Here is a 23,068-nt window from a genome sequence, read left to right on the forward strand (position 1 = left end):
GGTTTATTGTAGATAAACATCTATCTTATTTACTTTTCCTTCTCTCACTTTAATTGCATATTCTTCTTCAATTACATTTCCTGATATTTCAACCTTACCCCCATCTATTAGGTAAAGCACTATTCTTTGATTTGAAGAATCTATTTCATAGGTATTTTTTCTATTTGGATTGTAGTAAGTAACATTACATCTTCCTAAGAAGTTGAAGCTAACTTTGTTTTCTTCGTCAAATAACCATTCTGGCAGAATAGGATTAAAGCTTAAAGTTAGTTTTCCATTTCTCATATCAAATGGTTTTTTACCAACAAACATAAGTCTCCATATGCTTAAAAGTTCTGCAGTTGCACCACTTAATCTTGCAACAAATCCAGTTCCGTGTATTGATTCATCTATATTAGCACTGCTTGCTAAGAAGGATGAATTTTCAAGTGGACTTCTGCCATATATGCTTGGATCCATAAATGGAATTAAAACATTTTTAAAGTCACTATAGAACTCATCATATAGACCACTCTTTAATATCTCAAGCATATATTTATATTCCATATGAAGCCATATTGATTCATTTTCAAGCCAACCTGGTGTAAAGGCTCTTGCTCTACCAATCTCTATTGTCTCGTTGTTAAGTGACGCATTTACTTTATACATCTTTAGTTTTCTATCAAATAAATCACTTTCTTTAACTTTATTGTAAACATTACTTAAAAGCTCTCTATCGTTATAGATTTTAAATCCTCTAACTACTCCCTCTAAAAATAGTGGCATTCTATGTTGTCTGAATTTAAGTACTCTAACGTATCTTTGTGTACTTTCATCTTCTTCAACTTCACTTTTATCTTCAATAACTTCGTACTCTTCAGCATCATAGTAGAAGTACGTTGGCATAATGCCTCCATTTTCTTCTTTTGCCTTTTCTAATTTAGATTCTAATTTATTCTTTAGCTCTAAAATCTTATTAGCAAGTATCTCTGCATTTACTGAAATTTCTTTTCCTTCAAAACCAAATTTAACTTCTTCTCTATATTTTTCACGTAAATCAGACATCTTTGACCAGAGCTTATAGTCTCTATCTTCTTCCTGTGACTTGTTATAATTATCTAAAAGCTCTACTTCCTTTTCTATTAAGTCAAAAACTTCAACAGGCAATTTAATTTCTGCCTCTTTATATTCCTTTAATATATCAATTATGAAATTAGATAGTCTAACAAGCTCATAGGCCTCTGCAACTGAAGAACCAAATAGTCCAGGTAAACCATTTAATGCATCATACCAACCAGGTTTTCCTGCCTCCATTTCAATCCCCATACCATATGGATCTATTGTTGCAAATTTTACACAAGCAAGATTTACTAATTTTACAATAAGATTTGTTTTGTATATTTCTCCTAAACCTTTGTTGGCTCTCATTAAATTTTTGTAGGTTTTCCTGCTTTCTATAAGCTTTTTCTTTTCCTTATCTTCAACCAATGAATTATATTGTCTTACTTTGTCACCTGCTAATACATATCTTCTTTCCCTTGGAAGTACAACCTCACTGTTGTCAAAATATGTGTAGTCATATTCATTAAATAATAAATCTCTCTTCTTATCAGGGTAAACCTCTAAATAGTTTTCAATTAAGTCTAAATTGTATGTCCAATGGTCAGTCCAGAAGCCTTCTCCGTGAACTGCATCCACCTCTTCTTCAACATTTTCCATAATCCTTTTAAGCAGTTCCTCTTCTGAAACCTTAAGCTTTATGTTCTTTTGTTCTATAAAAGTAAATAGCTTTCCTGGTGTAAATGAATTAGTTAAAAATTCCTTTAAAGTATTTCCTTCTTCCACCAATTCATCTACAAAATTTAAGTCATTTGTATTTACTCTATATTTAACTCCATTGATAACAAGAGGATTATATCCATCTGCTTGAATTAAATTCATAAAGGTCTTTATGTTATAGCTCTTTACCTCTGGTCTAAAGAATACATCATTTCTTCTATTTTGGTTTACATCTCTATAGTTTCCATTTCCACTTGAATAGTATTCTGGCTGAAGTGAAAAATAGTTGTAGTCTCTTTCTAAATCTCCGTGTTTTCTTGAATACATATAGTAAACAAAGGTTTTATCCCCGTTATTGAAAACAACAGGATATCCACCTCTTAATATATTGTCTAAATAGCTTTGTCTGCAGTATTCATCAAATAACTTAGAGGATGTCTTTGTATATATATCATCTGTTATTTTCTCTATTATTTCTTTACCCTCTAAGTATTTGTTATTTATATATAAATCACTAGTAAATTTATCTTTATAGCTCTCTAAAACTGAAACCTCTGGCGTATGCCCAACAACAGAATATAACTCTATAGTTTCCCCAGCATTTAATTCAGCACTTGCTGCTGCAAAACTACAAGGAACTTTATTTGAAGTAATTTGTTTTCTACATAATATATCTTCAATAGAATTATTTGCAAATCCATCTGGAAAGCTTAAAGACGTATTCATACCAAATACTAAATCTACATCAACTATTGGCTTTATTAACTCTTTATTTCCATTTACATTTTTAAATGATAAATAAAAATTACCCTCTTTAAACTCAGTTACATTTACACTATCTTCTGATGATGACCTCATTCTGAAAATTGGTGTACCCTCTTCGTGATTATATACTTCCATCCACGCCTTAAGTGTATTTCCTACCTGTTTTAACCCTCCATCACTCACACCATAAGGAAGTAGGGCTGGCATACCATCTAAAACTTCAATCTTCTTTTTACCCTTTGATATGTTTTTAATTGTAACTTTTCTAACAAGTGCAGCTATTTTTTCCTGTGGTAACATATAATAAAGCACATTTATTTGAATGCCATTTTCATTATTTATCTCTTCAATCTCCAATTCATTCATACCTATATACATCTTTTGAGTTACGTTTTCATTATTTCTAATATTTAAAAATGGTTCGTAAACAGATTTATTATCAAACTTTATAAATGTTCTAAAACCAACGCTCTGTACATTTTGATAACACTTATATGCTGGGAAAAACTCCATTATTGGATTATCCTTGTTTTTTATACCAAAGGCTGAAATACATTGGCCTCTGTTTACATAAAAAATCCACATAGGAATTCCCTTTTCACCTGCGATACCTGGCAAAAAGCTTGAAAAGGGTTTTGAATTATTGAAGTTTTCTATTACAAATCTGTTTTTTTTATCAAAGTAATAATTATTCATATTTATCCTCCCTTAATAAAAACTTCTATATTTATGAAGTGTTTAAAGTCAACCTCTTTTATGTCTAAAACAACATTTTTTTATGATTAACACCCTAAATAAAGAGGATAAACCTAAGAAAAATTTTAATTTTTATTAGGTTATAATATTTTATTCCTTAACAGAACCTGCAGATATACTGCTTATTATATATTTTGATAGGAACATAAATGCAATTATAATTGGAGCAACTGACATTGAAATTGCAAGGTACATTGAACCTAAGTTTTCTGAAACCTTACCGCCCTTTAGATATCCCATAAGTACTGGTAGTGGATATTTATGTGGTGAAACAATTATTGTTAGTGGTATCAAGTAGTTGTTCCAAGCTCCTATAAATGTAAATATAGACATAGTTGCAATTGCTGGAAGCATTATAGGTAATACTATCTTATGGAATATTGAGAACTCATTTGCACCATCAATTCTTGCCGCCTCAAGTAGAGCAGGGTGCATTGTAGAAACTAAATATTGGCGCATAAAAAATACTGTAAATGGTGTAGCTATAGATGGTACTATAAGTGGAATATAGCTATCTAAAGTTTTTAAAGCCTTGTTTAATTCATAAAATCCAAGTAAACCTAATTGGCTTGGTATCATCATCATAATTAAAATTAGAATAAATAACACCTTTTTACCCTTAAAATCATAAGCATAAAAACCGTATGCAGTTAATGCCGAAAAATATCCACTTAATATTGTTACAGATATGGCAATTATAAAGCTGTTTTTATATCCTAACCATATTCCTTTAAATACCCCATCTGAAACATCCATATGGTACATCATATTTTTATAGTTCTCAATTAGGCTCTTACCAGGTATTAATGTAAATCCTCTTACTATTTCTGTATTTGAACGTGTTGAATTTATTATCATCATTGCAAAAGGTATTAAACAAATTAAAGCAAGTAAAGTCAAAGCTGCATATAATATTCCTCTTATAAAATTTCTTTTATTCAAAACTCACACCTCCTTAGGCCTCTTCCTTGAACATACCCTTAAATACGAATATGGAGAATATTAATATTATAAAGAATAGACCATATGCAACTGCTGCGGCATATCCAAAGTTACGGTATTTAAATGCTTGATTATATAGATATAAAACCATTGTTACTAATGAGCCCTCAGGTCCACCAAGACCATTTTGAGACATTAGGAAAGGTATTTCAAACAACTGTAATCCACCTATCAATGATGTTATAACAACATAAATCATTATAGGTTTTAATAGTGGTAGTGTTACCTTAAAGAAGGTCTGAGTTCTACTTGCACCATCTATCATAGCTGCTTCAAAATAATCCTTTGAAATTCCTTCTATACCAGCAAAAATTATAATAAATGTATGACCAAACCAAAGCCAAGTTTGTATTAATGAAACCGATAGCTGTGCTGTTTGTGGTTGTCCTAACCAGTTAACAGGTTTTGATATAAATCCAGCCTTAAGCAGCAAACCATTTAATGCACCGTGCTGCCAATCTAAAATGAATAAGAAAAGTAGTGCAACAGATGAAACTGTCATTAAATTAGGTAGATAAAATATTGCACGATATAAACTAACCCCTTTAAGTTTTAATCTTACGTCTGAAAAAATTACAGCAAGAATTAACGCCAGTGCTAATTGAAGAATTATATTTACTCCCCATATTTTCCAAGTGTTTATAAATGCTTGAAGGAAATATGTGTCCTTTAATAGTCTTGCATATTGTTGTAATCCTACCCAATTTGCATTAAAAGGAGAACCAATACCTTTATAATCTGTGAAGCTCATATATAAAGAAAGAAGTATTGGATAAATGCCAAATATACTAAAAACAATAAAAAATGGAGCTATAAATAAATATCCGTATTTATTTCTGGAATTCATAGTACACCCTCTTTCTTTAAATTAATATAATAGGTGAACATAAGTTCACCTATTATACAATTTTCAAAAATTAATTATTTATCTAATGGAGTTTTTATTTCAGGGTATGCATTTTTAACCTGTTTATAGAATTCATTTATTGCCGCATCCTTTGTCTTCTTACCTTCGATGTATTCCTTTACTACATTACCCCATATAGTATCTATACCTTGATCATACTTTGTAACAATATTTGGATTTATCTTTTCTGCTTCCTTTAAGAAGAATTCATAATGGTTTTGTCCCTTTAAGAATTCATCCTTTGCTGTGTCCTTTACCTTTTCTGTTACTGGCTTATATGATAAAAGGTCTCCTGTTTTCTTGTACCACCAATTTAAGAACTCTTCATCGTGAGTCATCATCTTTACAAATTCCCAAGCAGCTCCTTTGTTCTTTGAACCTGAATATATACCTATCCAAGTTCCTCCCCAGAAGTATGGAGATGGTCCTGATGTTAATCCCCAATCGCCTGCTGTTTCCTTTGCATTTGGTTTAATTACATAGTGTAATCCCCAAGTTGGCATTACATAACCAAAAACTTCAGTCTTATTTCCCTTAACCTTGTTTACGTCCTTTTCCCAACCAGCATTTATTGGTATTTGTCCTTGCATTGAAGCAAACCAAGCTGGTGACCATTCTGGAGCAAGTGCTGTATATTCATTGTCACGTAGCTTCTTTTGATAGTCCATAAAATCTATTTGTGCTTGAGTTAGTTGTAGTTCATTCTTTTCATTTACCCAAGGCTTTGGATCTGAACCTTTAGCAAACCAACGGATAGCACCTTCGTCTGGTAGAATCTTATATCCTGCTTGCTTTAATTCTTCAGCTGCCTTCATAAAGTTTTCCATTGATGAAAGCTTTTGTGCTACAAATGCTGGATCATCATTTCCCCAAACTTTTCTTGCAATCCATCTCTTATATATAAATCCACCTGGAGTTGCTTGCCAAGATAATGCCTTTACGTTTCCATTCATATCCTTACCTATGTTATAAACGTAAGGAACATAATCATCTGCCCATTTATCAGCATTATATGGTTCACCTGATAAGTTTTCCCAATATGGTAAATCAATCCATTGCTTTACCCACGCAATTTCTGCTGTGAATACATCTGGTGCTCCAACTCCACTGTCTAAAACCGGTTGAAGCTTTGAAGCATAGTTTTCTGTTGGTACAATTGTTAGTTCAGTCTTGATGCCATATTTTTGTTCAAAATACTTAAGTGGTTCTTTAAGTTCGTCTGTAAAGGACCAAACTCTTAATACCTTTGTCTTATCCACTTCTAATTTTTCTTTGTTTTCACTTGTTTTTTTAGGTCCACAACCAACAAGTGATGTTGTTACAAGCACTGTTGACAATAAGATACCTAAATACTTTTTAATTTTCATCAAATTTGCCCCCTCTTTTTATTTTTTTATAGTAACACTTTTGTGCTACATACTTAGATTATTATTTCTTTCGAAACCGGTTTCGAATACATTAAAAAAGAAAAAGGATAAATTTTATATTAAAGATTCACAGGAATCTCTAATAACTAATTCAACTGGAACAATTACAGATGTTCTGCTATTTTTTTTATCTATAGCATTAATTAATATCTCTGCTGCATTTTCTCCTATCAAATCTGTGTTCTGTCTTATTGTTGTAAGCTTTGGAGTTATATATTTACATAAATCTAAATCGTCATATCCAATTACTGATATATCTTGAGGTACCCTTAATCCCCTATCCTTAATTGCATTTATTGCTCCAATTGCCATAAAGTCTCCTGATGCAAATACTGCAGTTGGTGGTTCCTTTAACTCTAAGAGCTTTTTCATAGCATTATAACCACCCTCATAGGAGAAATAGCCCCCATCTACTAAATATTCATCCTTTTTTTCTAATTTAAATCTTCTTATAACGTTTAAAAACTCATTATATCTTGCTTGACCTGCAAAGGTATCTAAACTTCCATAAATATGAGCTATTCTTCTGTGTCCTAAAGAATAAAGATATTCAATTGCTAAGTAACACCCCTGTATATCATCTGAATGAACACTGCTTGCTCTACTACATTCATTGTCTATTAAAACACAGGGAAAATCACTGTTTATAAGTTCCTGTATTTCGTTGTTTTGAGGGTCTGAAGTTATTATTATTACTCCATCCACGCCCCTAATTTTGCAGTGATCTAAATAGGTAATTCTGTCGCCACCTATATCCTTTGATATAAATAATAGGTCATAACCTCTTGCTTCTACATTTTTCTTAAAACTTTCTATAACAGCGTTAAAAAACGGATGTTTCATACCTACGTTTAACTTTTCATCGAATAGTATTCCTATAGTCCAAGACTTTTTTGTAGTTAATATTCTTGCGTGGGAATTAGGGATATACCCCATTTCATTTGCCTTCTCTAAAATTATTTTTTTAGTTTTTTCACTTACATCTGGATAATTGTTTAAAGCCTTTGATACTGTTGTTGGTGAAAACCCTGTTTCTTTTGATATATCATATATTGTAACTGTCAAGTATTAACACCTCTTATTCTTTTTTCGAAACCCATTTCGTAATATATTTTTATTATAACAGTATAACGCATAATACGTCAATATATTATATTAAAAAATTTCAGTAAATTTACAATTATATATTATTTCATTATTGCTATAATCATTAAAATAGCAAGAGTTTTGGGTATTATAAGGATTTATTTGCCAAAGTTTTTTTTATTATTAACAATCTATTTGATGTCTTTAATTTAAAGAAGCCCCATAAAAGGATTTTATTACACTCCTTCATAAGCTTTAGCAAATCGTAGCTTTAGACTTTGAAAAAGTCCGTAATTCAGTACAGGACGTGTCGAACCAAGAAGCCATCAGGACGATGGCATCGCAAGGGTAGGACTTTTCCAACAAAAAGCTTAGATTTGATTGGCGAAATGAAAGGATACCTTAAAATCCTTCATAGGGCTAATTAAACTCACCTAAAAAGTTTATTTTATCTGTAACCTGCAGGCATTAATAAGATTCTTAAATAATACTGTATTTGTTACAGCTCCAACTCCTCCTGGAACTGGGGTTATATCCGACACAATGTCCTTTACGTCCTCAAAATCAACATCACCACAAAGGTTGCCCACATTATCCACATTAATACCAACATCAATTACAACTGTATTTTCTCCTACATATTCTTTATTTATATATTTAGCACGACCTATGGCAACAATAAGCATATCTGCCTTTTTTGTTATTTCCTTTAAGTTTCGTGTTTTTGAATGGCATATTGTAACAGTTGCATCTTCATTGAGTAGAAGCATAGATAAGGGCTTACCAACAACCATTGACCTTCCTATTACCACAACATTCTTACCCTTAAGTTCAATGCCATAATGTTTTAATATTTCTATTACTGCCGATGGAGTACAAGGAGCAAAGCCTGTTTTATCCCCCTCCATAACCTTTGCTACATTTATAGGATTTATACAATCCACATCCTTGTTTGGATTTATGTAGTTTTTTATTTTATTTTCATCTATATTCTTAGGTAGAGGCCTAAAAAGAAGTATTCCGTGTATTAAAGCATCATTATTTATCTTGTCTATACATTCTATCAAATCCTCAGTTTTTACGCCTTCTTCTAATTCAAAGACCTCAACCTTTATACCAAGCTTTTCTGCCCTCTTTAACGCTCCCCTCTCATAGGATAAATCACCTTCATTTCTTCCAACTCTAACTATTGCAAGCTTTGGTCCTATACCCTTCTCCTTAAGACTCCTAACTTCCTCTATTATTTCATCTGAAAGCTTTTCTGCAACCTGTTTCCCATATAGTATCAAGCTATCCCTCCTAAAAAAGTCCTGTTATTCTGCCATTTTCATCTACATCTATCTTTTCTGCTGCAGGAACCTTAGGAAGCCCCGGCATCTTCATAATACTTCCAGTAATTGCAACTATAAAACCAGCACCTGCTGAAACATATACTTCCCTTACTGTTATCTTAAATCCCTCTGGTCTTCCAAGCTTTGTTGCATCATCACTCAATGAATACTGAGTTTTTGCCATACAAATAGGCAAGTTTCCAAATCCAAGCTTTTCAAGTTCTGCAATCTGCTTTTCTGCATCCTGTGTAAACACTGCATCTTCAGCACCATATATTCTTCTTGCTATTGTCTTAATCTTTTCCTTTATTGGCATATTTAAATCATAAGCAAAATTCATACTGCTATTCTTTTCTTCTATTAATCTTAGTACTTCCTCAGCCACTTCTATTCCGCCTTCCCCACCCTTTGCCCAAACTTCTGATATCTTAACATTAACACCAAGCTCTCTACACTTTTCCTTTACAAGCTCAATTTCTTCCTCTGTATCAGTTGGAAATCTATTCAAGGCAACAACAGCAGGAAGATTAAATACTCGTGTTATGTTTTCAACGTGCTTTAAAAGATTTGGAAGTCCCTTTTCAAGTGCCTCAAGATTCTTTTCACCTAACTTATCCTTTAAAACCCCTCCGTTATACTTAAGGGCCCTTACCGTAGCAACAATAACAACAGCACTTGGCTCAAGACCTGCCATTCTGCACTTTATGTCAATAAACTTTTCCGCACCTAAGTCTGCTCCAAAGCCTGCCTCCGTTACAACATAATCTGCAAGATGAAGAGCCATCTTAGTTGCCATTATTGAATTACATCCGTGGGCAATATTTGCAAATGGTCCTCCGTGAACAAAGGCAGGTGTACCTCCTAATGTTTGAACTAAGTTAGGCTTTAGGGCATCCTTTAAAAGTGCTGCCATTGCCCCCTGTGCCCTTAAATCCCCCGCTGTAACAGGCTTACCTTCTCTATTATATGCAACAACTATTCTTGATAATCTTTCCTTTAGGTCATTTATATCCTTTGATAGACAGAATATTGCCATAACCTCTGATGCAACAGTTATATCAAACCCATCCTCTCTTGGGACGCCATTAACCTTTCCTCCAAGCCCACTTACAATAAACCTTAGCTGCCTATCATTCATATCAACGCATCTTCTCCAAGTAATCCTTCTTTGGTCTATGTTTAATTCATTCCCTTGATATATATGATTATCAAGCATTGCTGCAAGTAAATTATTTGCCGCACCAATTGCGTGGAAGTCACCTGTGAAGTGAAGATTAATATCCTCCATTGGAACAACCTGTGAGTAGCCTCCCCCTGCTGCTCCTCCCTTTATTCCAAATACAGGTCCAAGAGATGGTTCACGAAGTGCAACTGCAGTTCTCTTACCAAGTACTGTTAGAGCATCTGCAAGTCCAATTGAAGTTGTTGTTTTTCCTTCCCCTGCTGGAGTTGGATTTATCGCCGTAACTAAAATAAGCTTTCCGTTCCTACTTTTTTTGTTCTTTAAAATGTTGTAGTCAACCTTTGCCTTATACTTTCCATAAAGTTCAATCTCATCCTCTGTAATATCAAGCTTTTTGGCAATTTCCCTGATGTCTGAAAGCTTTGCCTCCTGTGCAATTTCAATATCCGTTTTAAACATAAACGCCCTCCTCTTATTTATATTACATAAATAAAGATACCGCCTACTCTCTATAAAATATATTCTACACTATTTAATTCTATCCTTCTATATCAATGTTTATAATATTTCAAAAAGTTATCAAATTTAGTAGTTGTCTTTTATGGAACCTCGATAAAAAAGAGGGTTAGCTTACGCTAACCCTTTAAAATTATTTTGTATATTTAGCATATATATATCCAATCTTACCATTGTAATTTATCTTATACCATCCATTTACCTTTTCTAATACTGTAACCTGTGTATTCTTTCTTATAGTTCCTAATCTACTATATTTTGCACCTGCTCCTTTTCTTACATTCAAGGCAATTGTTGTTGTTACCTTCTTTTCCTTTACATCATTATTGTATATAGTCTTTGTAGTTGGTTTTACATATTTAGCTGAAACGTATGCTATATCACCATTGTATATAATCTTATACCATCCATTTACTACCTCAAGGTATTCAACCTCTGCTCCATAGCTAAATGTTCCAAGTTTTTTACTATTTGTAGTCGCACTCTCTCTTATATTAAGTTTGCTTGCTATTACATTAATTATATTCTTGATAACTTCTGCTGGTTTTATTACATTTAGTTTTATTTCGTTTGAATTTACTCCATCTAATGTTGCATATATTTTAACTTCTCCGTGCTTTAATCCCTTTACCTTGTTTCCTGTTAAACTAATCAAAGATGAATCGGAAACTACATAATTAACTTCTGAAGTAACATCCTTTACTGTTCCATCTGAATAAGTTGCTGTAACTGTTAAATTAGCTGTATTATTAAATAAGAAAGTATAATTATCTGCCTTTAATTCAAGACTCTTTACAACTGGCACCTTAACTTCAATATTTGAAGTAGCTTCAACACCTTCTAATGAAGCTTTAACAGTCACATTTCCTGAGGAATCCTTTGGTGCTGTAAATAATCCCTTTTCAACTGTTCCAGCTGTACTTAACCAAACTGCTGTATCTGTTACATCCGCTTCACTACCGTCAGAGTATTTTGCAACTGCCTTAAATTGTGCAGTTTCTCCTCTCTCTACAGCATTTTTATCTTTAGTTACTTCAATTGAAACTATATGAGGTTTAACAAGGTTAACATTAACAGTCTTAGTTGATACATTGCCTGCCTCATCCTTTGCTGTAACTACGATTTCATATTGACCATACTCACTAAATGTTAATTCCTTTTCAAATTCACCGTTTTCATTTATTTTTACAACTTCATCATTAACCTTAACCCATTCAATCTTATCATTATCTGTAACTCTTCCCTTTAAAGTAACCTTCTTTGTTTCAAATGTTGCGTTACTTTCTGGACTTGTTATTTCAATTACAGGGGCATTGCTATCTTTAATTATTTCAACTGTCTTTACTGTTTCAAATCCAAATAGGTCAACTGCTCTAAATGTAACTTTATTTACTCCATCCTTCAATTTAACATCATAAGTATATGACTTCGATACTCCATTTCCAACTTCGCTCTCTTCATAGGCGATTTGATTTCCATTTGCATAAAGTCTGTATCCAAATACCTCATCAGAAACATTTAGTTTAACAGTGTATTTGTCTACATCCTTTGATACCTTTACTTTACCATTATTAATTCCTTCAAGATCAAGTATTGGAGCAGTTGTATCAACATATACCTTATATGCATAGCTATTCTTATTACCTGCTAAATCTTCTACTTCAACATAAATTCTATTTACCCCGTCCTTTTCAAAATTTACTTGTGTAAAATACATATAAGCTAATCTTGGTTCATCTGAATCTCCATCAAACATATACCAAAGTTCTACAGGTACTTCTTGCCCATTAATCTTTAGGCTCTTTACCATTTCGCTTACTTCACCTGAAAGCAATACTTCTCTATTGTTAAACATTGAACCACTGTATCCTGGAGTTATGGTTGGCATTGTAGTATCTACTACTATCTTTACTTCGCCTTCTGTTATAAGCGAATTATGTGCATACGCTCTAACTACTAACTTGTGTTCTCCTTCTGCTAATTCTTTGAATTCAAGCTTATTATTAGCCTCTAACTCTTCTCCATCAAAGAATACCTTAACGTCATCTACAAAATATCTAATAGAGTCATCAAATGTATACTGAATTGATACATCATTTTGATTTGTATAATATACTCTATCAACATTGAATTTAATTAGTGAATTATCCACCTCTACTCTCTTAAGTTGGAAATTACCTGCATAATCAACTGCCACTATTTCAATTACATTTACTCCATTTTCAAGGTCAACAGATAATTTTAGTTCATCTGTTGGCTTGAATTCTACTATATTATCATAGTTTCCATTTACAGCAACTAAGTAGTACATTATTCCTAAATTGTCATTGCCTTTAAACTCCAAGTCATACTTATTTAAGCCTGTTGGTTTATCTCCTGATAAAACTTCAACTTCAGGTTGTGTTAAGTCAACCTTTACAGGCATTGTAAGTTCTGTCCATTCTGCTCCTTCAAAATCAACTTTACCTAAAAGTCTTATATAGTACTGTCCTTCAGGTGCTACATAGTATTCATCCTTTTCCTCGTTATAGAGCATTCCATCCCATACCCAATCAAAATTGTACTTAGCTGGCAATTGTTCACTTGCTCTATTTTTCCTAATGTTCTTATCATAAGAAATAGTTCTTAAAACATTCTTATTGGAGTCCAATACCTCAATCTTAAATTCCTTTGCATTTCTTAAGAAAGAAACAAGAGGCATTACTCCATCTAACATAGAGTCTCCATTTGGTGAAATTGCAATATATTTTGGATTTATAATTGGCATATCATATTCTTCATTATATCCCTCAACTCCTAAATAGTATCCCATTGGATCTACTAATGTTGTTTGGGCATAATATGAATTTTCATCCCACATTGGTGCATCAAAAATTCTAACCTTATCCCACTCACCATAGAATCCCATATATGGCATTACTATTTCTGGATTTTTGCTATCCTTTTCTATTAAACTAATAAAACCTTCAACAAATATATTACTTGGTGCACTTTCAGGTACATTTAAAGTTACTGTTACCTCTTTTGTTTCATTTGGTGCAACTGTAACTTCATTTTCACTAAATGAAATTGATGCACCTGTAAGCTTCATAGCATTTGGGTATAATAAACCATTTCTTTGATAAGTAGTTAAAACACCATATTTATCTACTAAATTAAATGTATAAGTTTCTTGACCAAAGTTAGTTAATTTTAACTTAAATGTTGTCTCCTTTGATACTTCCTTAAGTGCTGCAACAGCTCTTCCACCTTCAGTACTTACTGTAACATTTGTCCTTATTGCTTTATCTACCTTAATTAATCCTGCACCCTGTTTTCTTGTTAAATATGGTAATCCTACCGCCTTATCTATCATTGGCTCTGCTGTATTTGTTAATAATCTCTTTGCAAGTTCAACAAATTCCCTTGGAGTTAATCCCATATTCTTTGATTTTAGGTATTGAACAACAAGTGCAACAGCTCCTGATGTATGAGGCGCTGCCATCGATGTACCACTCATTGTCTCATACTTATTTGCATTTACAGTTGAATAGATTTGTCCTCCTGGTGCTGTTAAATCCGGTTTAAAATTCAAATCAGGTGTTGGACCCCAAGATGAAAAATCTGACATTTTATTAGCATTTGTATTTGGTGCAATTGCTTGCTTCCCTTGGAATTTAACCTTAACACCATTTTCTATATTGTTTAATAGCTTTACTCCATCTGCATTGTTTATAAAAACAGCAGGAATTTTAACTGATGGGTCTGTCGCCATATTAATATATGAATTATCTCCATCTCTGTTAAATACAATTACACCAACTGCACCTGCTGCTTGTGCATTTAGCTTCTTATCTACAAAAGATATAGCTCCTCTTTTTATTAAAGCAATCTTTCCTGTTAAATCTTTTCCTTCAAAATCTTGAGGCAATCCTAAGTTGCAATAAACAAGTTCATATTCTCCCTTTAATACTCCAACTGGATCAATTTCTGATATAGTATAACCCATATCACCTGTTTCAGTGCCTAATACATATGTTAAAGCTGGAAGTCTTAAATGTGTATTCTCTGATGATGCAACTTGTATAGTATCTGGGAATAAACCAGGTGAACCTACTATAGATGTATCTGGGTCCTGTGCATATGCTACATATGGATAAGTTGAGTAATATGAATTACCTGCTGAAACAACAACTACAACCCCTGCATCTGTTGCATTTTTTATTGCTCTTTGTTCTGGGTCATCAGGCATTACAAACCCTGCTGATGAACCTAAACTCATATTTATTACATCAGCACCGTGTTTTACAGAATCATCAATTGCTGCTGCAATATCATCAGTAAAGGCACCAGCATTTGTTGGATCATTTGAGAAAACCTTTAAAGCAAGAACTTGAGCCTCTGGTGCTACACCTTTAATTTCACCATTTGCAGCAACTATACCAGCAACATGCATTCCATGCATACTACCAGATTTATCAATTATGTCTGTATTCATATCTGCATAGTTATACCCGTATGGAACCTTATCTGTAAAGAACTTACCTGGTCCTTCTGTTATTGAATTTTTACTAAGCTTTGCCTTTGTTGGATCTGTTAGCTTCATATCCTTATGTGTATAGTCTATTCCTGTATCAACTATTGAAACAACAGTTCCCTCACCCTTAAATCCAAGTTCGTTCCAAACAGTTGGTGAGTTTGTAATATTAACAGCTGTTGACATATCAAGATAGTATTTGTTAGCAACTGTTACCTTTTTTACTCCCTTAATCTTTCTAATTGCATCTATGTCTCTATACTTAACAGTTAAACTAACACCATTTAAAACACTTTGATAAGTATGTCTAACTTTACCATACTTACTAATTTGAGATATAAGTTTTGTTTGATTAGCCTTTACATCGTCAATTAACTGTTTATTGTTTTTTAAACTTACATTTTTTGAATTTGCCAAATCCAATGCAGTTGGATTATCAAATTCAACTATTACCCTTACATTGTCATTTTCTTTTGGTTCTGGTTTCATATTGTCAAAATTGTCATCAACTATTGATGCATTACCAAACTTCTGAATTAATGCTCTTCTTGCATCAACTTCCTTAAAGTTTTTAAGATGCTTTTGCAATTTAAACTTTTGTACCAAATTTTCTTGATTTGCACGTCTGTTTTCTGCTGCCTTCGTCATAGGCATTAAACTTGAAAACAAAAGAGCAACAGACAGCGTGAAGCTAATAAATTTCTTCATCTTCATATCGATCCCCCTTTATTTATTTTTTAAATTGAATAAAATTAATTCATCCCTCCTTTTTCATTTTTTTCCTTTATTGTATTTATACTATATTTTTAAAACGATGAGTATATATAATCGTTCGCAAATTATTCCAAATTTGTATTACATTAATTTAACATCGACAAAAAAAATAATAGGACGACAATTTTGTCGTCCTATTATTTGCATATTTAAAAAATAATTTTAATAAATATTAAATCTTGGCGGAGAGAGTGGGATTTGAACCCACGGTACGGTTACCCGTACGCACGATTTCGAGTCGTGTGCATTAGACCACTCTGCCATCTCTCCATCTAAATAATATGATATATGTATTATTTTTTAATGTCAACATTTTATATTTAGTTAACTTGTATTGTTTTTTCAATAATGATATAATTTTATTATCGATTTTCGATAACGAATTTAGATAGGAGTGTTTATTAATGGATAGCAAAATATTACGCAAACTTTTCCTTGGCTTTATCGAAATACACATACTTTACCACGCAAAAAAGAAACCCTTTTATGGTTCTTGGATTATGGAGGAACTTAAACACCACGGATATGATATAAGCCCTGGAACATTATACCCAATTCTTCACACCCTCTGTAGAGAGGGACTTCTATCTGTAGAGGAACAAAACGTAAACGGAAAAATCAGAAAATACTACTCTATTACTAAAGAAGGTGAAGATGTGCTTATAAAAGCAAAAGAAAAGGCGTTAGAACTTATTAATGAAATAGGAGGATAAAACTATGTTTGAAATAAAAAATCTTAAATATAAAGATATATTATATATTGACAACCTTAATATAAACAAAAACTCCGTCACATGCATAGTAGGGGAAAGTGGTAGCGGGAAAACAACCCTACTTAAAATGCTAAATAACATAATAAGCCCTGATGAGGGGGAAATATATTTTAACAGAAAAGAAATAAACCAATACAACCCAATTGATTTAAGAAGAAGAGTGGTTATGCTTCCACAAACTCCTATTATATATAAGGGAAGTATACTGGATAATATTTTAATAGGCAAAAAATTTTCTAAGTCTGAAATCTATGATATTAAAGAGATAGAAAATCTTTTAGAAAAATTTAATGTAAATAAAAACCTAAATGAACCTGCTGAAAATTTATCTGGCGGAGAAAAACAAAGGGTTTGTTTAATTAGGATACTTATAATGAACCCTGAAGTTATACTTTTAGATGAGCCAACTTCTGCCCTTGATGAAAATACAGAGGATTTAGTTATTAATTATGTAGTAGAATATGTAAAGAAAAATAATAAGACTCTTATTATGGTAACTCACTCTAAGGAAATAGCAAAAAAATACTCTGACCACATAATTGAAATAACTAAAAGGAGATGATTTATTTGAATGGAGCTGTAAAATTATCAATAATGCAAGTATTATCTGCCTATCTGTTTATACTAATTCTTCTTTTGATAGTTAAAAGGAGAGGCTTAAATAGAGAAAAGGAAATAATAATATCTACTACTCGAATGACTCTACAACTAATTTTAACAGGATATATTCTAACATATATATTAAAAAATCCAAATCCTTTTATAACCCTCCTTGTAATATCAATTATGGAGATTTTTGCAATACAAAACATAATAAAACGTTCTAAAACTAAACTTTCTTATGAACTTAAAAAAGTAGTTGTTTTTTCTATGCTAATTGGAACATTATTTACACTGTTTTATTTTATTTTAATAGTCATAAACATTAAGCCTTGGTATAATCCTCAATACTTTATTCCTCTTGCTGGTATGATAATAGGCAATTCTATGACAGGAATAAGCCTTGGAATAAACAAATTAATTGATGGATTTAAAAATCAAGTTGATGTAATTGAATGTTCACTAATGCTCGGTGCATCTCCTAAAGACGCCTGCAAACCAATATTAGATAATGCCTTTGATTCTGCAATACTACCTACTATAAACTCGATGGTTGGAATGGGAATAGTATTTTTACCTGGTATGATGACGGGACAAATACTATCAGGCTCTTCGCCCTTAGTTGCAATAGAATATCAAATTGCTATTATGCTTGGTATTTTAGGTAGTGTATCAATAAGCGTAATTATATTCCTATTATTTGGTTATAAAACCTTCTTTAATAACAGAATGCAAATTAAAAGAGAGGAACTATAATCCTCTCTTTTTTCTAAAAAAATTACTTAAAAGTTCTGCACACTCCTTAGAAAGCACTCCTCCTATAACCTCTATCCTATGATTCAATCTCTCATCGTAGGCTATATTATAAAGTGTTCCACAGGCACCAAATCTTTTATCATAGGCTCCAAAAACCAGCCTTTTTATTCTGCTATTTACAAGCGCTCCAGCACACATAACACAGGGCTCTAAAGTTACATATATTTCACAGTCAATAAGCCTCCATCCACCCAACGTTTTACAGGCTTCCTTTATTGCAATTATCTCTGCGTGGGCTGTTGCATCCTTTAAAGTTTCCCTTAAATTATGTCCTCTTCCTATTATTTTCCCATCCTTAACAATCACAGCACCAACTGGAACCTCATCTAAATATAGGCATTTTTTTGCTTCCTTAATAGCCTCATTCATAAAATACTCCATAACATCACCCAAAGATATTATAAATTATGTTAATAATAAAATAAACACAATTATAACGACAATTACTTTACTTTAATAATTTTTTTTGGTAATATATAATTAATAAAACAAAAGGGGTGATTATATGTGTTATTTTATTTTTGCCGAAACAAGTAATACTATTAACGAAGAGGTTATAGAAAGAAACGAACAGAGCAGCCTTTATGTACAAAACTTATCTAATTTAGTTGAAATTAAGGATAAAAATTTATATCATATAAGTAACGGTCACTGTGCCTGCGACATTGCAGTAAGTCCCCATAGATTAATTGACAATGTAAAGGACGTACTTATTAACATTGAAGGCAACTTTAATTTTATAATAATAGATAGCGAAAAGGATGATGTTGAACCTCTACTTGAAGAAAATAAGGACTTTGAATCCTTTTTATCTAAATTTGAAACCGTAGAAATTAACTTCAATGAATTTATTAGCAAATATCCAAATCAAATAAAGTTTGACACTCTCTACAAAATAAAGCGATAAGCCTATGCTTATCGCTTTATTTTAAACTTCTTTTTAGAAAAAAGACTCCTGAACTGTGAAAACACATCAACAACATCAGAAACTGCTGATACTATATCATCCACAGTTGCTGCAACCTCATTTACACTTGATACAATATCTCCTACCTCATCACCCTTTGATTCTATACTTGCTGCAATTTTATTCACATTATCAACAAGCTTAGGTAGGGTATTTAATGTATTATCTATATTGTTTTTATTTGTATCTAATATGCTGTTAATCTTGTCTGCCATTAAACCTAACTTCTTTAAAGTAGTAACTATATAGTATGTAATAAAAATTACTGCAACTATACCAACTAACGCAAGTATATCACTTAAAGTTATAGTTAAAGTTAAACTACCCATATATTATTCTCCCTCTTTTTCCTCTTCATCATTGCAGCAATCTTCATCTTCTCCACAACAGCAGCCCATATCATCTTCACAGCAACAATCAAAATCCTCTAAACATTCTTCTCCTTCACAGCAGCAACTTGTCTTAACAAACTTTGACTTTACGTTTTCTGCAACTTCCTTTGCTTTATCTAATGCCTCCTTTGCACCCTCCTTTAAATCCTCTCTTGTTTCTTTACCTGACTTTGGTGCAAATAATATACCTGAAATTGCTCCAAGTGCCGCACCTATAGCTACACCCGCTGCAAGACCTTTCCTTAAGCTCTTTTTTGCTCTCTTTTCTCCTCTTAAATCAATGTCAAACCTTTTCATAGTATCAACCTCCTTTTGTCATATTATACCACAAAGTATAAAAAAGTAAACTATTTCGACAAATATTAGATTTTAAGATAAAAAATAAAGCAACATTTATTACTTAGTATCAGAAAAGTGAGTAATAAATGTTGCTATGTGAACTACCCCCACTTATAGAAGTAGTGGCTTCGTGGTCAATACTCCCAACAGAGCAAGTTATCCCACGCTCAAAGGGCTGTTCCTTCCCCAGATGTACCATTTACATGGCTAATCTTAGCTTGGTTTTCGCTCTAATAATTGTAGCATTTTTTATATATTTTTACAACATTCATCACCTACTTATAGAAGTGGGAGACTTCTGTTGCTGTTTGGTTAAAATAATCTGACTCACTGCCTCCAAAGGATATAAATTCCAAATATCTTAAATCAATTATTATAAGATGGTTTAAACTCTTTGCTATTGTGATTATCAAATATAATATTTTGTTTTCCACCAAAAATACAATATAAACTTCCATATTCTTGATTTTGTTTTATTTTAATTTTAACCTCAATTTTATCTTTATATATTTTAATTTTTCCAATTCCTGAACTCCCCCATCCGTCTTCATTAAATACAAAATTTCCTTCTCCATTTTTATCAAATTTCACTTTAAAGTCTTCAGTATTTGCTATATGTGTAGCATTTTTATCTGATATGGAATATAAATTAACAACTGCTGTATCATTACTAATAAACTTTATGTACAAACTATTTAAACCATCCTTGCCTACCCATTCTCCATTATATTACATATAATTATTTTTATTATCTTCATTTAAATTATTTAATGCATTATCATTGATACTTTCTAAATTCTTTTTATTTTCAATAGTTTGTTCATCAAATTGAACATCTATCTTTATATTACCTGTAAAGTTGTCACCAACACATTTTATAATATTGTTTCCATAAATTTTTGAATAAACAACTCCTTCTTGTTTATTTTCAGACAAATTTATTACCTCATCATTTTGTGTTACTAATATAATCCTTACACTTCCACTATTAATATTTAATTTATACTTTATACTTACATTATTCTGCTTGGTTAATGAATAAATATTTAGTAAACTTATAGTTCCTTTTAATTAATTATAATTTATATCAATACCCTTGGAGTTAAAGTTATAACTTACATCCTTTAAAATAAATTTTTCAGTTAAATAATGCGGTTTGTTTAAATTATTACTTTTTTCATCTTCTTTTTTAATATTAACTTTATTACAACTGGTAAAATAAAATACAATTATTAAAATTAATATAAAAATCTTAATTTTTTCATTTTAATTCACCTTTTATAAGCCATTATATAGCTTCTCATAATTTATATTATATATAAATACTAATTTAATGAATCTAATATTTCTTGAGGTATTTTTTTATCAATATCTATAGGCTTGTATACTCCTTCTTCAAATCCCCATTTAGAAGCTTCTCTCTTTTTGTGTGTAATTTTTATTTCTATACTTTTTAATTCACCATCACTAAAGTCCAAAATAACATAACCTGAATTTCCCCACCCATCATCATTATATTTAGACTCTACTAACTGATTCTGTATTTCTCCTTGAACTTTTATCTTTGCAATCATATCAATTTTTTTATTGATAACTTTTATTCTATATATGTTACCATAAGCATAATTATCCTTTACATTAATTTTATTTATAAAATATTCTCCATCATCTAAATATTTAGCTATTTTTTCTTGCTCTTTCAGTTCTTCGTCATTTTTTTCAATAGGTTGTTCATCATATAAAATATCTAACTTAATATTTCCAGAAAAATTATCACCAATACACTTTATAATTATATTCTTATTAATTGTAGACTTCATACTACCTTCTTTTGCTCCATTTAATAACTCAATAATTTGATTTTCATCATTTATCATTATAACTTTAACATTACCATTACTTACAGTAGACCTGTATTTAATCTCTATCTTTTTTTCATTATTTAAGGAATATACGTTTAACAAATTCACAATACCATTTAAATTTTTATAGTTAACATCTATACCTTTTAAGTTAAACTTATATTTTATATCTGCTAAATTAAAATTTTCTGTGGATATATCTACATTCTCTATGTTTTTATAAGATACCGAATCTTTATTATTAAAACCAGATACTTTGCATCCTGTTAAAATAAAAAAAACATCAAAATTAACACATAAAAAATTTTAAATTTTAACCTCATTAGCAACCACCTTTAAAATAAAATTATTAATTTCCTAATAAATTATTGATTTGCATTTCTTACATTTTAAAAAACTTATTCTCATTAACTCTTTGTAACATTTAGATTGTACTTACTATTTTAGATAATTTAAAATTTAAATTCAAGTTAATAATTTAAATGTATAAAATTAGGCATTTTCTAACCCATAATTTAGTTCATATTACTTCTCTTTTTCTTTCAATCTTTTATTTCTATAATACTTATGCTATAATTTATTAGCAGTATTTTTTCAGAGGTGTTATTATGGAAAATGAAGTGCTTTTAAAGGCTCTTGAAAAACTTTTTGATGAAAAGCTTAGCTCTGTTTATCAACAACTTGATTCTATCAATTCAAGGCTTGGTTCTATTGAATTAAGACTTGATTCTATTGAAAAAACACAACAAACAATTTTAACTTTCATCAAAGAAGTTGATAAAGAGTTCTACAAGGTTGAAGAAACTTATAAGTTTATGAACGATTTAAAATCTGTTATGAGTCGTTAGACCTCCTTTGAGGTCTTATTTTTTTGATTATAATAGTAATTCTTGTCCTGAATAAATTATTGGCTTGAGCTAAATTATTAAAGCGTCATTTTAGTAATAAAAAAGTCCTTGAAAACATTTGTTTTCAAGGACTTTCGTGGTGCACCTGACACGATTCGAACGTGCGACACACGGTTTAGGAAACCTTAAAAATATGTTTTTTCTTATGTTTTGTCTTATTTTCCCATTCTATAACATTAGATTTTTCAAGGCTTTCAGCAAGTGCTTGTCCTTTTTCATTGTATTATTTTTTATAAAATTTCATTTCGTGCGTTGTCATTATGTTGTCAGTGACAACATAAATTTTAAAACATAAAGAAAAAAATAGAATAACCTATACTTTATATTGATAATATAATATAAATAACCTATATGAATTTTGCATTTTAATTAATTTAAAATTATAATAAA

Annotated in this window: 19 protein-coding genes and 1 tRNA gene; 5 read left to right on the top strand and 15 right to left on the bottom strand. The window is 31.2% G+C overall.

The features are described from left to right. Nucleotides 1-3: 3 nt before the first annotated feature. From A3M9_RS0108790 to A3M9_RS0108830, 9 genes are all read right to left on the bottom strand, one after another. Entirely contained in the window at nt 4-3,219 is a 3,216-nt protein-coding gene (locus A3M9_RS0108790; RefSeq protein ID WP_027308906.1) for a hypothetical protein, read from the bottom strand. Between the two features lie 150 nt (nt 3,220-3,369). Then, on the bottom strand, nt 3,370-4,221 hold the full coding sequence (locus A3M9_RS0108795; protein ID WP_027308907.1) for a carbohydrate ABC transporter permease: 852 nt from the start codon (nt 4,219-4,221) through the stop codon (nt 3,370-3,372). 13 nt (nt 4,222-4,234) lie between these two features. Continuing rightward, the gene (locus A3M9_RS0108800) at nt 4,235-5,128 is read right to left on the bottom strand and encodes a carbohydrate ABC transporter permease (RefSeq protein WP_027308908.1); all 894 of its coding nucleotides are present in this window, start codon (nt 5,126-5,128) and stop codon (nt 4,235-4,237) included. A gap of 74 nt (nt 5,129-5,202) precedes the next feature. Further along, complete coding sequence (locus A3M9_RS0108805) at nt 5,203-6,555, bottom strand: ABC transporter substrate-binding protein (RefSeq protein ID WP_035166231.1); 1,353 nt, start codon at nt 6,553-6,555, stop codon at nt 5,203-5,205. A gap of 114 nt (nt 6,556-6,669) precedes the next feature. Next, nucleotides 6,670-7,680 carry a LacI family DNA-binding transcriptional regulator gene (locus A3M9_RS0108810; protein WP_027308910.1) on the bottom strand — a complete coding sequence of 337 codons (1,011 nt, stop codon included), beginning with the start codon at nt 7,678-7,680 and terminating at the stop codon, nt 6,670-6,672. 464 nt (nt 7,681-8,144) lie between these two features. Continuing rightward, nucleotides 8,145-8,990, bottom strand: a complete 846-nt coding sequence (locus tag A3M9_RS0108815) for a bifunctional 5,10-methylenetetrahydrofolate dehydrogenase/5,10-methenyltetrahydrofolate cyclohydrolase (protein WP_027308911.1) — start codon at nt 8,988-8,990, stop codon at nt 8,145-8,147. 10 nt (nt 8,991-9,000) lie between these two features. Then, nucleotides 9,001-10,674: a formate--tetrahydrofolate ligase gene (locus tag A3M9_RS0108820; protein WP_035166233.1), complete on the bottom strand. Its 1,674-nt coding sequence runs from the start codon at nt 10,672-10,674 to the stop codon at nt 9,001-9,003. A gap of 190 nt (nt 10,675-10,864) precedes the next feature. Next, the gene (locus tag A3M9_RS15025) at nt 10,865-15,961 is read right to left on the bottom strand and encodes a S8 family serine peptidase (RefSeq protein ID WP_051350667.1); all 5,097 of its coding nucleotides are present in this window, start codon (nt 15,959-15,961) and stop codon (nt 10,865-10,867) included. Between the two features lie 240 nt (nt 15,962-16,201). Further along, a tRNA-Ser gene (locus tag A3M9_RS0108830) sits at nt 16,202-16,291 on the bottom strand. A 134-nt stretch (nt 16,292-16,425) separates the two neighbouring features. Here A3M9_RS0108830 and A3M9_RS0108835 point away from each other — a divergent pair. The 3 genes from A3M9_RS0108835 to fetB are packed head-to-tail and all read left to right on the top strand — an operon-like array spanning nt 16,426 to nt 18,150. Beyond that, entirely contained in the window at nt 16,426-16,734 is a 309-nt protein-coding gene (locus A3M9_RS0108835) for a PadR family transcriptional regulator (RefSeq protein ID WP_027308913.1), read from the top strand. 4 nt (nt 16,735-16,738) lie between these two features. Next, entirely contained in the window at nt 16,739-17,356 is a 618-nt protein-coding gene (locus A3M9_RS0108840) for an ATP-binding cassette domain-containing protein (protein ID WP_027308914.1), read from the top strand. 5 nt (nt 17,357-17,361) lie between these two features. After that, complete coding sequence (gene fetB, locus A3M9_RS0108845) at nt 17,362-18,150, top strand: iron export ABC transporter permease subunit FetB (RefSeq protein WP_027308915.1); 789 nt, start codon at nt 17,362-17,364, stop codon at nt 18,148-18,150. On the opposite strand, the gene tadA is transcribed toward fetB, so the two are convergent. Continuing rightward, nucleotides 18,145-18,579 carry a tRNA adenosine(34) deaminase TadA gene (gene tadA, locus A3M9_RS0108850; RefSeq protein ID WP_198011959.1) on the bottom strand — a complete coding sequence of 145 codons (435 nt, stop codon included), beginning with the start codon at nt 18,577-18,579 and terminating at the stop codon, nt 18,145-18,147. The two genes, fetB and tadA, sit on opposite strands and share 6 nt — an antisense overlap. Nucleotides 18,580-18,715: 136 nt before the next feature. Here tadA and A3M9_RS0108855 point away from each other — a divergent pair, with 136 nt between their 5' ends. After that, nucleotides 18,716-19,117, top strand: a complete 402-nt coding sequence (locus A3M9_RS0108855) for a hypothetical protein (RefSeq protein ID WP_027308917.1) — start codon at nt 18,716-18,718, stop codon at nt 19,115-19,117. Nucleotides 19,118-19,125: 8 nt separating this feature from the next. Here A3M9_RS0108855 and A3M9_RS0108860 read toward each other — a convergent pair whose 3' ends face one another. The 5 genes from A3M9_RS0108860 to A3M9_RS0108880 all read right to left on the bottom strand — a co-directional run bounded on the left by A3M9_RS0108860 (nt 19,126) and on the right by A3M9_RS0108880 (nt 21,872). After that, nucleotides 19,126-19,506 (bottom strand): DUF948 domain-containing protein, encoded by a 381-nt coding sequence (locus tag A3M9_RS0108860; RefSeq protein WP_027308918.1) that lies wholly within the window; start codon nt 19,504-19,506, stop codon nt 19,126-19,128. Between the two features lie 3 nt (nt 19,507-19,509). Continuing rightward, entirely contained in the window at nt 19,510-19,866 is a 357-nt protein-coding gene (locus A3M9_RS13560; protein ID WP_051350668.1) for a YtxH domain-containing protein, read from the bottom strand. A 408-nt stretch (nt 19,867-20,274) separates the two neighbouring features. Continuing rightward, the gene (locus tag A3M9_RS0108870; RefSeq protein ID WP_027308919.1) at nt 20,275-20,598 is read right to left on the bottom strand and encodes a hypothetical protein; all 324 of its coding nucleotides are present in this window, start codon (nt 20,596-20,598) and stop codon (nt 20,275-20,277) included. Between the two features lie 39 nt (nt 20,599-20,637). Beyond that, on the bottom strand, nt 20,638-20,844 hold the full coding sequence (locus tag A3M9_RS0108875) for a hypothetical protein (RefSeq protein ID WP_027308920.1): 207 nt from the start codon (nt 20,842-20,844) through the stop codon (nt 20,638-20,640). 389 nt (nt 20,845-21,233) lie between these two features. Continuing rightward, a complete protein-coding gene (locus A3M9_RS0108880) occupies nt 21,234-21,872 on the bottom strand; it encodes a hypothetical protein (RefSeq protein ID WP_027308921.1) in 639 nt (212 codons plus the stop codon). Nucleotides 21,873-22,378: 506 nt separating this feature from the next. On the opposite strand from A3M9_RS0108880, the gene A3M9_RS0108885 reads away from it, so the two are divergent. After that, on the top strand, nt 22,379-22,618 hold the full coding sequence (locus A3M9_RS0108885) for a hypothetical protein (protein ID WP_027308922.1): 240 nt from the start codon (nt 22,379-22,381) through the stop codon (nt 22,616-22,618). Nucleotides 22,619-23,068 lie beyond the last annotated feature (450 nt).

The sequence above is a fragment of the Caloramator sp. ALD01 genome, from assembly GCF_000472625.1.
Lineage (GTDB): Bacteria > Bacillota > Clostridia > Clostridiales > Caloramatoraceae > Thermobrachium > Thermobrachium proteoclasticum.

What these genes read in the sequence shown, in the direction of transcription:
- A3M9_RS0108790 (WP_027308906.1), bottom strand. Translation starts at nt 3,219, where the DNA reads ATGAATAATTATTACTTTGATAAAAAAAACAGATTTGTAATAGAAAAC.
- A3M9_RS0108800 (WP_027308908.1), bottom strand. Translation starts at nt 5,128, where the DNA reads ATGAATTCCAGAAATAAATACGGATATTTATTTATAGCTCCATTTTTT.
- A3M9_RS0108805 (WP_035166231.1), bottom strand. Translation starts at nt 6,555, where the DNA reads ATGAAAATTAAAAAGTATTTAGGTATCTTATTGTCAACAGTGCTTGTA.
- A3M9_RS0108820 (WP_035166233.1), bottom strand. Translation starts at nt 10,674, where the DNA reads ATGTTTAAAACGGATATTGAAATTGCACAGGAGGCAAAGCTTTCAGAC.
- A3M9_RS15025 (WP_051350667.1), bottom strand. Translation starts at nt 15,961, where the DNA reads ATGAAGATGAAGAAATTTATTAGCTTCACGCTGTCTGTTGCTCTTTTG.
- A3M9_RS0108835 (WP_027308913.1), top strand. Translation starts at nt 16,426, where the DNA reads ATGGATAGCAAAATATTACGCAAACTTTTCCTTGGCTTTATCGAAATA.
- A3M9_RS0108840 (WP_027308914.1), top strand. Translation starts at nt 16,739, where the DNA reads ATGTTTGAAATAAAAAATCTTAAATATAAAGATATATTATATATTGAC.
- tadA (WP_198011959.1), bottom strand. Translation starts at nt 18,579, where the DNA reads ATGAATGAGGCTATTAAGGAAGCAAAAAAATGCCTATATTTAGATGAG.
- A3M9_RS0108855 (WP_027308917.1), top strand. Translation starts at nt 18,716, where the DNA reads ATGTGTTATTTTATTTTTGCCGAAACAAGTAATACTATTAACGAAGAG.
- A3M9_RS0108860 (WP_027308918.1), bottom strand. Translation starts at nt 19,506, where the DNA reads ATGGGTAGTTTAACTTTAACTATAACTTTAAGTGATATACTTGCGTTA.
- A3M9_RS13560 (WP_051350668.1), bottom strand. Translation starts at nt 19,866, where the DNA reads ATGAAAAGGTTTGACATTGATTTAAGAGGAGAAAAGAGAGCAAAAAAG.
- A3M9_RS0108885 (WP_027308922.1), top strand. Translation starts at nt 22,379, where the DNA reads ATGGAAAATGAAGTGCTTTTAAAGGCTCTTGAAAAACTTTTTGATGAA.